This is a genomic window from Streptomyces sp. NPDC060366, from assembly GCF_042725135.1.
Classification (GTDB): Bacteria; Actinomycetota; Actinomycetes; order Streptomycetales; family Streptomycetaceae; genus Streptomyces.
The window spans coordinates 24,878-37,533 of sequence record NZ_JBHXDC010000010.1; the positions used below are offsets into that span (position 1 = coordinate 24,878).

Consider the following 12,656-nt stretch of genomic DNA (forward strand, 5'->3'; position numbering starts at 1 on the left):
GGGACGGGCGCGTACGGGGCCCGGTGCCCTGCGGCTCAGGCCGCCTTGTGGTTCCGGGCCGCCGACTCGCGGATGATCTCGGCGTACCGGTGTCCGCTGGACTTGATCGTCCGGCGCTGCGACGCGTAGTCGACGTGGACGAGACCGAACCGCTTGTCGTAGCCGTACGCCCACTCGAAGTTGTCCAGCAGTGACCACGCGAAGTACCCGGCGAGCGGTACCCCCTTGCGTACGGCACGCGCGCAGGCCGCCAGATGCTCCTCCAGATAGCGGGTGCGCTCCGGGTCGTCGACCGTGCCGTCGTCCCGCAGGACGTCCGGGTAGGCCGAGCCGTTCTCGGTGACGTGGATGCGCTGTGCGCCGTACTCCTCGGTCAGCCGCACCAGCAGCTCCTCCAGGCCGTCCGCGTGCACCTCCCAGTCCATGGCCGTGTGGCGCACGCCCGGCAGATAGACCTGCTTGGCGTACGGCGCGGGCCCGGCCGGGTCGTCGGTGACGACCTGGCGGAAGTAGTAGTTCAGCCCCAGCCAGTCCAGCGGCGCGGCGATGGTCTCCAGATCGCCGGAGCGCTCGGGCAGTTCCACCCCGTACAGATCGAGCATGTCCTGCGGGTAGCCGCGCCCGTGGACCGGGTCCAGCCACCAGCGGTTGATGTGCCCGTCGGCCCGTACGGCCGCCGCCCGGTCCGCCTCGCGGTCGGTGGCCGCCTCGATCGGACTGAGGTTGTTGACGATGCCGACACGCGCGTCGGAGGACGCCGCGCGGATGGCCTGGACGGCGAGACCGTGACCGAGGTGCAGATGGTACGAGGCGTGCACCGCGGCCTTGATGTCGGTGAGCCCCGGCGCCATCTTGCCCTCCAGATGGCCGATCCACGCGGAGCACAGCGGCTCGTTGAGGGTCGCCCAGTCCTTGACCCGGTCGCCCAGGCGCTCGGCGACGACGGAGGCGTAGGCCGCGAAGTGCTCGGCCGTCTCGCGGACCGGCCAGCCGCCGCGGTCCTGGAGCGTCTGCGGGAGGTCCCAGTGGTAGAGCGTGGTGAAGGGGGTGATGCCCGCCTCCAGCAGGCTGTCCACCAGCCGGTCGTAGAAGTCGATCCCGGCCTCGTTCACCGGCCCGTCGCCGCCGGGTACGACGCGCGGCCAGGCGAGCGAGAAGCGGTACGAGCCGACCCCGAGCCGCTTCATCAGGCCGATGTCCTCGGGCACCCGGTGGTAGTGGTCGCAGGCGATGTCCCCGGTGTCGCCGTTGTCGACCTTGCCGGGGGTGTGGGAGAAGGTGTCCCAGATCGAGGGCGAGCGGCCGTCCTCGGCGACGGCGCCCTCGATCTGGTACGCGGCGGTGGCGACGCCCCAGAGGAAATCGTGGGGGAGGGCGTTGAGGTCGTTCACTGACTGCCTTTCCGCAGAGGTCACTTGAGGGATCGGTTGACGATGAATCACCTGACGCGACGTCACTTCACCGCTCCCGCCGTCAGACCCGCGACGAGATAGCGCTGGAGGAGCAGGAACCCCGCGACGACCGGCACGCTGACGACGAGCGAGGCCGCCATGATCTGGTTCCAGTACACGTCGTTCTGGGTGGCGTAGCCCTGGAGGCCGACGGCGAGCGTGCGGGTCTCGTCGTTCGTCATGACCGACGCGAAGAGCACTTCTCCCCAGGCCGTCATGAACGCGTAGACCGACACGGCGACGATGCCGGGGATCGCGGCCGGTACGACCACCCGGAACAGGGCGCCGAACGGACCGCAGCCGTCCACCATCGCGGCCTCGTCCAGATCCCTCGGGATGGAGTCGAAGTACCCGATCAGCATCCAGATGGAGAAGGGCAGCGAGAACGTCAGATAGGTGAGGATGAGCCCGCCCCGGGACCCGTACAGGGCGACGCCCGTGCTGTTGCCGATGTTGACGAAGATCAGGAACAGCGGGAGCAGGAAGAGGATCCCCGGGAACATCTGTGTGGAGAGCACCGTGACGGTGAAGACGCGCTTGCCCTTGAACCGGTAGCGGCTCACGGCGTACGCGGAGAACACCGCGATCGTCACCGACAGCACCGTCGCCGCGCCCGCCACGATCAGAGAGTTCACGAAGTAGTGCGCGAGCGGGACGGTGTCCCAGATGTCGAAGTACGGGCGAATGGTGATCTCGGACGGGATCCACTGGAACTTGCCCGTCACGTCCTCCAGCGGCTTCAGCGAGCTGCTGACCATCACATAGACGGGCAGCAGGGCGAAGGCGGTGAGGAACGCCAGGATGATCCGGCGGGTCCAGAGGAAGGACGCCGGAGGAGCGAGGGGAGATCTGGCCTTGCCGGCCAGGGCCTTAGACGGCACCGGAACCCTTCCTTCCGCGCGAGGTGGCCACCAGATAGACCGCCGTCACCAGCAGCAGGAAGAGCAGCAGCAGGACGGACATCGCGGAGCCCGTACCGAAGTTCCAGGTGACGAACGACGACTGGTAGATATGGATCGAGATCAGGTCCGCCGCCTCGGGCGCGGAGTCGCCGAACAGCACGTACGGCGTGTTGAAGTCGTTGAACGTCCACAGGAACAGCACCAGCACCAGCACCTGGTTGACCGGTCGCAGCGACGGCAGAGTGATCTTGCGGATCTGCTGCCAGATGCCCGCGCCGTCGATGGACGCCGCCTCGTACAGCTCGCGCGGGATGTTCTGGAGCCCCGCCATCAGCATGAGGAAGGCGAACGGCCAGGACTTCCAGACCGCGACGACGACGAGCGCGATGAAACTGTTGTCGCCGATCAGCCAGAAGGACGGTTCGTCGGTGAGGCCGAGCTGGTCGTGCAGGACGTGGTTGATGATGCCGTTGTCGCGCTGGAACATGAACGCCCAGGTGATGACCGCGGCGTACACAGGCAGCGCGTACGGAGTGAGGAAGACGGCCCGCAGCAGACCCCGGCCGCGGAAGTTCTCCTGGAGCATGATCGCCGCGGCCATGCCGAACAGCCAGGACAGGCCGACCGTGATGACCGTGAAGACACAGGTGACGTAGAAGGAGTGGAGCAGGGCCTCGCCGAGCGGGGCGTCGAAGTCGACGACGATCTTGTAGTTGTCGAACGCCCGCCACGGCGCCCGGTCCCAGTTGTTGATGTAGAACTGCGTCAGTTCGCGGAAGCTCATGACGATCCCGATCACCATCGGGACGATGTGCACGAGCAGTTCGAGCAGGACGGCGGGGAGCAGCAGCAGATAGGGCAGCCCGCCGTGGCGGATCCGGTCGGGGATACGCGGCAGACGTCGCCGCCGCGCACCCCCGTCGCCCCGGTCCGCACCGCTGCCCGACTTGCGTACGGGGGGAGTCACGGTGGACGTCATGGGCGGTGCCTCACTGCTGCATCTGCTGCTGGGCCTTGTCCAGCCGCTTCTTGACGGACTCGGTCGTCACGGGGGTCCCTGAGGCGGCGTCCGCCCACAGGTCCTTGACCGCGGTTCCGACGGCGGTCTCGAACTGCGACTCCTCGGGCACCTGGGGGAGCGGCGCCGCGCTGTTCGCGAGGGTGTCGCGCAGGACCTTCAGGTCGGGCGCGGCGAACGCCGGGTCGGTCTGGGCCGCGGCGACGGGCGGGATCGACCCGTAGGTCTTGTTGAGGAGCTTCTGCTCGGCGTCGCTCGTCATGAACTTGACGAACTTCTTTGCGCCGTCGACGTTCTTGGTGTTCTTGAAGACGGCGATGTTGATGCCGGCGACCATGGAGTTGACCTGCTTGTCGGCGCCGGGCGCGCCGGACGGCACGGGTACGGGCGCCGCGCCCCAGTCCTCGGGCTTCATGCCCTGGGAGGCGAACGTCGAGGCCGCGGCCTGCCACAGCACCATCGCCGTCTTGCCCTTGGCGAAGTCGGTCAGCGACTGGTTCTGGGCGTACTCCGCGTTGCCCGGAGCGATGATCTTGTCCTTGGCCATGAAGTCGACGTACTGCTTCACGGCCGCCACATTGCCGTCGGTGGTGAAGGTCGGCTTGCCCGACGCGTCGAAGAAGTCGGCGCCGTGCTGCTGGCCGAGCGCGAAGACCTGGTGGATGTTGTTCGACAGGTTGCCGCCCTCGGCGCCCAGCGCCCACTTGCCGTCCTTGGACAGCTTCTTGCCGTCGGCGACCAGCTCGTCCCAGGTGGCGGGCGGTCCGTCGATACCGGCGTCCGCGAACATCTGCTTGTTGTAGTAGAGCGCGTACGCGAGCGAGTACAGCGGTACGGCCGCCGGAGGCTGGCCCTCGGCGCCGGCGGAGGCGACCGCCGAGTCGACGAAGCGGTCCCGGCCGCCTATCGCCTCGAAGTTCTTGTCGTCCCACGGCAGCAGTGCGCCGGTCGCCTGGAGCGAGGCGGACCAGGTGTTGCCGATGTTCAGTACGTCCGGGCCCTGCCCGGAGGTGGTGGCGGCCAGGATCCGGGTCAGCAGATCGGACCAGGGCACCACTTCGAGCTTGACCTTGATCCCCGTCTCCTTCTCGAACTTCTTCAGCTCGGGAGTGAGGATCTTCTTGTCGGCCTCGATGTTGGGGCCCTGGTTGGACGCCCAGTAGGTGAGCGTCTTCGGCGAGTCGTTGCTGCCGCCCTCGTCGGTGGAGGTTCCGCCGCCGCATCCGGTGACGGTGGCGGCGAGGGCGGTGGTGAGGGTGATGACTGCTGCGGCTCTGATTCGGCGCATGGGACGGCCCCTTTCCGGGGTGGCTGTGTTCGAGAGTCGAACGCTGCCTCACGGCTTAATTTATGTCGTGATTTAAGAGGTGAGGGAAGGTCGCGTCAAGGTCTGGGACCGGGGTATGTTGCCTGCTGGGAAGGAGCACCATGGCCGAACGGGACAGAAGAACAGTGCGTGACCTGCGCAGGGGCAACCGGGCGAGGGTGTTGCAACGGTTGTATTTCGACGGGCCCCTGAGCCGTCAGGAGCTCGGCCCCGCCACCGGACTGAGTTCAGGTTCCATCAGCAACGTCGTCACCGAACTCGCCGCCGAACGCCTCCTGGAGGAGGCCGGAGTGGTCGACTCCGACGGCGGCAGGCCGCGCACACTGCTGCGCGTCGCCCCCGGCGGCGCGCTCCTCATCGGCATCGACATCGGGGAGACCCGAGTCCGTGTCGAACTCTTCGATCTGTCCCTGACCGAACTCGCCCGCACCGAACGGCTGTTGGCCCAGCACGGCCACGACGTCGAACGCATCGTCGCGCATGTGCGCACCGGCGTCGCCCATGTCCTGCGGGACGCCGGGGCCGACCCGCGCGAACTCCTCGGCATCGGCATCGGCGTCCCCGGCATCATCGAACGCGACGGCCCCGAGGGCGCGGTCGTCCACGGCCAGACCATGGGCTGGAGCGCCGTGCCCTTCGAGAAACTGCTGCGGGCCGCCGTCGACATACCCGCCGAGGTCCCGCTCTTCATCGACAACGGCGCCAAGACGCTGGGCCAGGCGGAGATGTGGTTCGGCGGCGGGCGGGGGACCGGCACCGCCGCGATCGCGCTCATCGGCTCCGGAGTCGGCGCCAGCGTGATTCACGGTGGTGAAGGCGGCACGCTCGACGAGAACCAGCGGAGCAGCGCGCTCGAATGGGGCCACACGACCGTGCAGATGCGGGGCCGGCGCTGCCGCTGCGGCTCCATCGGCTGCCTGGAGGCGTACGCGGGCGCGGAGGCGATGCGCGAGCGCTGGCAGGAGGCCGGGGGGCCGCTGCCCGCCGACGCGGACGACGAAACGGCTCTCGCGGCCCTGCTGGCCGCGGCCTTTCCGCCGCCCGGCGGGCCGGCGCCCGATCCGGTCGCGGTGGCGCTGCTCGACGAGACCGCCGAATGCCTCGGGGCGGCCGTCGCCGACCTGATCAACCTGTTCCTGCCGGAACGGGTGCTGCTCGGTGGGTGGGCGGGGCTCCTGATCGGCCCGCACCTGCTGCCGGACATCCGCCGCTACGCCCGCGAGTACGCGCTGCGGCACACGGCGGCGCGGGCGACGGTCGAGATGGGGCGGCTCGGGCCCGACGCGGTGACGGTCGGCGCGGCGACGCTGCCCCTGACGGACTTCCTCGCCCGCGGCGGCACGCGCCCGCTGCCGCCGCCGCCGGACAACGCGCCACCCCCACGATGGGCACCGTCGCCGACGTAGCCGGCCTCGGTCCTCAATCGCCGGACGGGCTGGAGTGGCCGGACTTGCGGGCATACCCAGCCCGTCCGGCGTTTGAGGACAAACCCAGGCCTGTGGGGCCTGGGTCCCGCGTGGACGGGGAGCACCGATCGAGCCCGTCCGGCGATTGAGGACAGGAGCCCGGCCGGTCAGGCCGAGGATCGGAGGATCAGCGTGGGTTCGAAGATCACCGACGTCACCGGACGGTCCGGCCGCGCCAGGCGATCCAGCAGCAGCCGTGCCATCTCCGCCGCCATGTCCTCCACCGGCTGCCGCACCGTCGTCAGGGGCGGCCGGCAGGACGCCGCCGCGCGGCTGTCGTCGAAGCCGATCACCGCCACGTCCTCCGGCACCCGCCGCCCGCGCTCGCGCAGCACCTGGCACGCGCCCACGGCCATCAGGTCGTTGGCCGCGAACACCCCGTCCAGGTCCGGGTGTTCCGCGAGCAGCCGCTCCATCGCCGACGCGCCGCTCTCCTCGGTGAACTGGCCCTCCGCCACGGGGACGTACGGATGCCCCTGCCGGGCCATCGTGTCCCGGAAGCCCGCCAGCCGGTCCTGCCCGGCCGGTACGTCGAGCGGCCCCGCGATCGTGACGATCCGCCGGCAGCCACGGGCGAGCAGATGCTCCGCGGCCAGCCGGGCGCCGTCCTGGTGGGCGAGGTCGACGTAGCTGATCCGTACGGGACGGGCCGGGCGCGCGTACAGCACGGCGGGCAGACCGGCGTCGGTGATGAGCGCGGGCAGCGGGTCCTCGGCGTGCGTCGAGACCACCAGGGCGCCGTCGGCGCTGCCCTGCCGGAGGTACGACACCGCCTCGTCCCGCGCACGCGAGGTCTCCGCGAACATCAGCACCGGGTGAATCCCGCGCGGGCGAAGGAAGTTGACGACGCCCGTCACCACCCGCCCGAAGAACGGGTCGGCGAAGACCTCCGTCATGAAGGAGCCCACGCCCCCGTCGAATCCGGCGCCCTCACGGCGGCCCTCACGGCGGCCCTCATGGCCGCCCCCGTGGCCACCGTCGCGGACCCCGCCCGTCGCGCCGGCCGCCGACGTGGCGGACCCCGCCGTCGCGGCGACCGGCGGCGGATCGTCGCCGGCGCCCGACACCACCAGGGCGATCGAGTCGGCCTTGCGGGTGACGAGCGAGCGGGCGGCGCGGTTCGGGGTGTACCCGGTCACGGCCACCGCGTCCCGTACGGCCGCCTGGATCTGAGGATCGACGTTGCGCACGCCGTTGATGACGCGTGAGACGGTGGCACGCGAGACCCCGGCCGCCTTGGCGACATCCTCCAGCGTGGGCGCGCCGACCGCTCGTGAATCCTCCGTCATGAGCGCATTTATAGCATCAGCGGAGAGCGCTCTCCATCGACGCATCCGGCGCGAGCGGCCCCGACGCCGCCACCCTGACCGTCGTGCGCAGCGGCAGCTCTCCCGCCGAGGAGCCCGCCAGGAGCGTGAACTCGCCCGGTTCCGTCTCCCAGCGCCCGCCGTCCGTCGACCAGTGCGACAGGGCCCGCGCCGCGAGCCGTACGGTCGCCACGGTCTCCTCGCCGGGGCCGGCCTCCACGGCGGCGTAACCCGCGAGCGCCCGCACCGGGCGGTCGACCGCCGTGTCCGTCCTGGCCACATAGACCTGGACGACCTCACGCCCCCTGCGCGGGCCGGTGTTGCGCAGCCGTACGCGTACGTCGATCCCCGCCACGGACCCGTCCGACCCGTCCCCGCCCACGGCGGAAGGCGCCTCCATCCCCTCGTACGCCCACGTCGTGTAGCCGAGCCCGTGGCCGAACCAGTACGCGGGCCGGGCCCCGGCGCGCAGCCACGCCCGGTGGCCGATGTGGACGCCCTCCTCATAAGGAAGGCGTCCGTCGCGCGGCCTGGTGTCGAGCACGGGGACGTCCTCCTGGGCCAGCGCCCAGGTCGTCGGCAGCCGCCCGCCGGGCTCCGCGCGGCCGAACAGCACGTCGGCCAGGCCGTGTCCGGCCTCCTGCCCGGGGAACCAGGCAAGGAGCAGCGCGGGCACCTCGCGGTGCCAGGGCAGCGCGACCGGGCCGCCGGAGTTCACCAGCACCACCGTGCGCGGGTTCGCGCGGGCCACCGCCCGTACGAGCGCGTCCTGCCCGTCGGGCAGCGCCAGCGACTCGCGGTCGCGGCCCTCGGACTCGCTCTCCTCGGTCGTGCCCACCACGACCACCGCGACATCGGCGGCCCGCGCGGCGGCCACGGCGGCGGCGAGCGCCGTCGGCGCGTCACCCGGCGGCGGGGCGGCGGCCAGCAGCGTCGCCACACCCGTCCCGGCGTCCAGCCGCCGCCGCGCGACCACCTCGGACTCGACGCCCTCGGTCAACTCGGCCCGTACACACCGGTAGGGCGGGGAGACATGCACGCGGGTCGGGTCGTCGCTGTCGAGCGGGAACTCGTCGGACAGCAGGGTCCGGCCGTCCACGGACAGGGAGATGAGCCCCCAGCCACCCACGCCCAGTGTCCAACTCCCGCTCCGCGCGGGCCGGACGAGCGCGCGGATCTCCACGGTGACGGCGCCCGCGACACGGGCGGGCTCCACGATGCGGCCCGACAGGCGGTGTTCGGCGTGCAGTTCGGCGCCGTGGGCGTCCAGCAGCCGTACGAGGACGCCCGGTTCGCCGTCGCGCGGATCACGCGTCCAGGTCAGGTCGAGCGGCCGCGGGCGGGTGTACGGCGGCAGTCCGGGCGTGTACGTCACCTCAGCCCGGTCACCGGCTCCGACCCCCACAGGGGCTTCGCCCGCTTCACGCAGCGCCGCCTCGATCCCCTCCAGCGGGGTGACCACGGACGACGGGAACACCTCCGCGCTGCCGCCCCCCTGGATCCGAACGGCCGTGGCCTGCGGGCCGATGACGGCGACGCGGCGCAGCCGGGCCGGATCCAGCGGCAGCACGCCCCGCTCGTTGCGCAGCAGGACCGTGCCGGCGGCGACGGCCCGCCGCAGCAGCGCCCGTTCACCGGAGGGCGGGGTCAACGGCCGCCGGACCGAGGCCGGTTCGCCCAGCGCCCCCACGCGCCGGGCGAGCCGAAGCAGCCGCCGTACCTTGTCGTCGATCCGCGCCTCATCGATCAGACCCGCCGTCACGGCGGCCGGCAGCCCGGCCGCCCAGGGGCTCTCCGGCCCCGGCATGGCGAGGTCCTGGCCCGAGCGCGCGCTGCCGAGCAGTGAGCGCACCGCCCCCCAGTCGGAGACGACGAGCCCGTCGAAGCCCCAGCCGCCCTGGACCGGCCCGTTCCCCCTCAGCGGCCGGTCTCCCTTCAGCGGCCACTCCAGGAGCGGACTCGCCGACATGGTCACGCCGTTGACCTTGTTGTACGCGGACATCACCGCCCAGACACCGGCGTCCACCGCCGCCTCGAACGGCGCCAGATACAGCTCGCGCAGTGCCCGCTCGGTCACCCGCACATCGACGTGCAGCCGGTCGGTCTCCGCGTCGTTGGCCACGAAGTGTTTGGCCGTGGCCGCCACACCGCCCTCCTGTACGCCCTTGACGAACGCGACGCCCGTGCGCGCGGTCAGCAGCGGATCCTCGGAGAAGCACTCGAAGTGCCGCCCGCCGAGCGGCGACCGGTGCAGGTTGAGCGTCGGGGCGAGGAGTACCTGGACACCCTTGCGGCGCGCCTCGGCGGCCAGCAGCCCGCCGAGGTCGTGCACCAACTCCTTGTCCCAGGAGGCCGCGAGAGCGGTCGGCGACGGCAGGACGAGGGAGGTCCGCCGCTCGTCCCAGGTCTCGCCGCGTACTCCGGCGGGTCCGTCGGACATCGTGAGAGGACGCAGCCCGACGGCCGGTTCGGCGTACGTACGCCAATTGCTGGCGCCCGTCAGCAGACGGACCTTCTGCCCGATGTCGAGCTTCTCCAGCAGTCGCCCGGTCTCGTCCTCGGCCATGCTGCCCCCTTCAATCCTGTCGGAGAGCGCTCTCCCGTCGGCTCGCCCCAGAGTCTCCGGAGGGTGCGGGACCTGTCAATGCCGGCCTTTGTGCTGCGATGACGCACAACGGGCGCACACATGCCGCGCGGGCTACCGATGTGAGCCCTTGTCATTGCACATGCGACTGCCCTAAGTTGACCGATTGCGACGTGTCCCAGACGTCCTTACCAGCCAGTGGGGGAGCCGAGATCATGGCCGCAACCGGTCGGCACCGCAGATACCAGCCGAGCCGTATCAACCGTGCGTCGCTCACCGTCACGGCGGGCGGTGCGGGCATCGCCCTGCCACTCATCGGGGCGAGCACGGTCAACGCGGCACCCGTGGACACCTGGGAGAAGGTCGCCGCCTGCGAGTCCACGAACAACTGGCAGATCAACACCGGCAACGGCTACTACGGCGGGCTCCAGTTCAGCCAGTCCACCTGGGAGGCGTTCGGCGGCGGGCAGTACGCGCCGCGCGCCGACCTCGCCACCAAGGACCAGCAGATCGCCGTCGCCGAGAAGGTCCTCAAGGGCCAGGGGCCGCAGGCGTGGCCCCACTGCTCGGTCAAGGCCGGCCTCACACGCGGCGGCGACGCCCCCGACGTGTCACCGGCCAAGGCCCGCGACACCAGGGACAGCCGGGACGCCGCGTCGGCGCGCAAGGCGAGCGACACGGCCAAGAGCGCCCCCCGGAGCGATCCGAAGAAGGCCGCGTCACCCACGTCGGTGCCGACCGAGCGCGAGGGCTACACCGTGGCGGGCGGCGACTCGCTCTCCGGCATCGCCGCCGCCGAGGAGCTGCGGGGCGGCTGGCAGCGGCTGTACGAGGAGAACCGCAAGGTCATCGGCAGCGATCCCGATCTGATCTTCCCCGGCCAGAAGCTCGTCCTGCATGTCCCGGCCCCGGCGAAGGACAAGCCGGCCGCCCAGGCGCCCGCCCCTCCCAAGGAGGAGGCGAAGAAGCCCGCCGCGCAGAAGGCGCAGCCGCCCAAGCAGGCCGAGAAGCCCAAGCCGAAGCCCCAGGCGGAGAAGCCGAAGGAACAGCCCAAGCAGCAGGTCTCGAAGCCGAAGACGGCGGAGAAGCCGAAGCAGTCGTCGGGCTTCAGCGCGCCCGTCAGCGCGGGCACCGGCACCCCGTACCGCAAGGCCGGCTCCTGGGCGAGCGGCTATCACACCGGCGTCGACTTCCCCGTCCCCACCGGCACGTCCGTGAAGGCCGTGGCGGGCGGCACGGTCGTCTCGGCGGGCTGGGAGGGCAGTTACGGCTACCAGGTCGTCATCCGGCACGCGGACGGCAAGTACAGCCAGTACGCCCACCTGTCCGCGCTCAACGTGCGTGACGGTCAGAAGGTGAACTCGGGCCAGCGCATCGCTCGCTCAGGATCGACCGGAAACAGTACGGGACCGCATCTCCACTTCGAGATGCGTACGGGGCCCGGCTACGGCTCCGACATCGACCCCATCTCCTACCTGCGGGCGGGCGGCGTCCGCATCTGATCGGACGGTCCGCCGCACGGTGTGGCGCATCGCCTTGTGCTGCGGCTCGTGCGTCCCCCTGCGCGGGATCAGGTGCCAGGGCAGCCGGTGGTCCGGCCCGGCGTGGTGGTGCGCGGCCGTCGCTCCGGCCGTCCCGGGGGCGGGTGCCGCCACCTGCTCGGCGGGCTCCTCGACGGCGGGCTCCTCAAGGGCCGCGGCGGTCTGCGCGGCGAGCCGCTCCGTCGTCAGGAGGACCAGGCCGCCCGCGGTCACCACACCGAAGCCGAGGGCCAGCAGGGCGCCCGTCAGGCCGTACCGGAATCCCTCGCCGAAGAGGGTGAGCCCGACGGCGGCGGCGACCACCGGATTCACGACCGTGACCGTGGCCAGCGGGGCGGCGAGCCCCGCGCCTCGGTAGGAGGCCTGCGACAGCAGCAGGCCGGCCGCCGCGAGGCCCGCGATGACCAGCATGCTCGGCACCTGACCGCTGAACGTGCCCTCGGTCCAGCTGACGGCGACGGTCTTGGTGAACACCGAGGCGATACCGAAGGCGACACCGGCCGACGCCGCCAGCAGCACGCTGCGCACGGCCGGACGGCGCACGGCCTGCGCGATCAGGAACAGCAGCGCCACCACACCCACGGTCGCGCCCGCCACCACCATGCGCTCGCCCGAGCCCAGCGAGTGGGAGCCCGCGGAGCCGGTCAGCGCGAGCAGCCCGGCCAGTCCGAGCGTCGCCATGAGCGCGCCGCGCCAGGCGGCGGCCCCCGCCTTGCGGCGGACGAAGACGGCCGCCATCGGCAGCGCGAAGACGATCGTCAGCGCGCCGAGGGGCTGTACGAGGCTCAGGGGGCCGTAGGCCAGGGCGACGACGTGAAGCAGCGCGCCGACCCCGTTCAATGCCACAGCGGCCCACCACACGCCGTGGTGCAGGGGTGCGTAGGGCCGGGCGGGCGTGTCCGCCGCGACGCGCTCCTGAAGGATCGCCCCGGCCGCGTAGGCGACCGCGGAGACCAGTGACAGCAGCACGGACAGCGCGAGTGCACTCATATATCCACGATCTCTCGCCTGGTGCGATAAGTCGTCGTCCTGAAGACGGCATTCCGACGTACTGCTGTAG

The 12,656-nt window shown here is 71.3% G+C and carries 9 protein-coding genes; 2 read left to right on the forward strand and 7 right to left on the reverse strand.

The window, feature by feature from the left end; translation table 11 throughout:
• Positions 1-35: 35 nt before the first annotated feature.
• The 4 genes from ACFWHU_RS23685 to ACFWHU_RS23700 all read right to left on the reverse strand — a co-directional run bounded on the left by ACFWHU_RS23685 (position 36) and on the right by ACFWHU_RS23700 (position 4,659).
• Entirely contained in the window at positions 36-1,391 is a 1,356-nt protein-coding gene (locus ACFWHU_RS23685) for a GH1 family beta-glucosidase (protein ID WP_387226950.1), read from the reverse strand.
• Between the two features lie 62 nt (positions 1,392-1,453).
• Positions 1,454-2,332 carry a carbohydrate ABC transporter permease gene (locus ACFWHU_RS23690; RefSeq protein WP_385800054.1) on the reverse strand — a complete coding sequence of 293 codons (879 nt, stop codon included), beginning with the start codon at positions 2,330-2,332 and terminating at the stop codon, positions 1,454-1,456.
• Positions 2,322-3,332: a carbohydrate ABC transporter permease gene (locus ACFWHU_RS23695; protein WP_385800056.1), complete on the reverse strand. Its 1,011-nt coding sequence runs from the start codon at positions 3,330-3,332 to the stop codon at positions 2,322-2,324. Before ACFWHU_RS23695 ends, ACFWHU_RS23690 begins: the two co-directional genes overlap by 11 nt.
• A 10-nt stretch (positions 3,333-3,342) precedes the next feature.
• Positions 3,343-4,659 carry an extracellular solute-binding protein gene (locus ACFWHU_RS23700; protein WP_385800058.1) on the reverse strand — a complete coding sequence of 439 codons (1,317 nt, stop codon included), beginning with the start codon at positions 4,657-4,659 and terminating at the stop codon, positions 3,343-3,345.
• A 140-nt stretch (positions 4,660-4,799) separates the two neighbouring features.
• On the opposite strand from ACFWHU_RS23700, the gene ACFWHU_RS23705 reads away from it, so the two are divergent.
• A complete protein-coding gene (locus ACFWHU_RS23705; protein ID WP_385800060.1) occupies positions 4,800-6,104 on the forward strand; it encodes an ROK family protein in 1,305 nt (434 codons plus the stop codon).
• A 167-nt stretch (positions 6,105-6,271) separates the two neighbouring features.
• On the opposite strand, the gene ACFWHU_RS23710 is transcribed toward ACFWHU_RS23705, so the two are convergent.
• A complete protein-coding gene (locus tag ACFWHU_RS23710; RefSeq protein ID WP_387226955.1) occupies positions 6,272-7,453 on the reverse strand; it encodes a LacI family DNA-binding transcriptional regulator in 1,182 nt (393 codons plus the stop codon).
• Positions 7,454-7,469: 16 nt separating this feature from the next.
• On the reverse strand, positions 7,470-10,037 hold the full coding sequence (locus tag ACFWHU_RS23715) for a glycoside hydrolase family 3 C-terminal domain-containing protein (protein ID WP_387226957.1): 2,568 nt from the start codon (positions 10,035-10,037) through the stop codon (positions 7,470-7,472).
• 233 nt (positions 10,038-10,270) lie between these two features.
• Here ACFWHU_RS23715 and ACFWHU_RS23720 point away from each other — a divergent pair, with 233 nt between their 5' ends.
• The gene (locus ACFWHU_RS23720) at positions 10,271-11,557 is read left to right on the forward strand and encodes a transglycosylase family protein (RefSeq protein WP_387226959.1); all 1,287 of its coding nucleotides are present in this window, start codon (positions 10,271-10,273) and stop codon (positions 11,555-11,557) included.
• Here ACFWHU_RS23720 and ACFWHU_RS23725 read toward each other — a convergent pair.
• Complete coding sequence (locus tag ACFWHU_RS23725; protein ID WP_387226961.1) at positions 11,438-12,586, reverse strand: DMT family transporter; 1,149 nt, start codon at positions 12,584-12,586, stop codon at positions 11,438-11,440. The genes ACFWHU_RS23720 and ACFWHU_RS23725 overlap by 120 nt on opposite strands.
• Positions 12,587-12,656 lie beyond the last annotated feature (70 nt).

Bases quoted from the DNA above. Each gene is read 5' to 3' on its own strand.
- ACFWHU_RS23695 (WP_385800056.1), bottom strand. From the start codon at position 3,332: ATGACGTCCACCGTGACTCCCCCCGTACGCAAGTCGGGCAGCGGTGCG.
- ACFWHU_RS23700 (WP_385800058.1), bottom strand. From the start codon at position 4,659: ATGCGCCGAATCAGAGCCGCAGCAGTCATCACCCTCACCACCGCCCTC.
- ACFWHU_RS23705 (WP_385800060.1), top strand. From the start codon at position 4,800: ATGGCCGAACGGGACAGAAGAACAGTGCGTGACCTGCGCAGGGGCAAC.
- ACFWHU_RS23710 (WP_387226955.1), bottom strand. From the start codon at position 7,453: ATGACGGAGGATTCACGAGCGGTCGGCGCGCCCACGCTGGAGGATGTC.
- ACFWHU_RS23715 (WP_387226957.1), bottom strand. From the start codon at position 10,037: ATGGCCGAGGACGAGACCGGGCGACTGCTGGAGAAGCTCGACATCGGG.
- ACFWHU_RS23720 (WP_387226959.1), top strand. From the start codon at position 10,271: ATGGCCGCAACCGGTCGGCACCGCAGATACCAGCCGAGCCGTATCAAC.
- ACFWHU_RS23725 (WP_387226961.1), bottom strand. From the start codon at position 12,586: ATGAGTGCACTCGCGCTGTCCGTGCTGCTGTCACTGGTCTCCGCGGTC.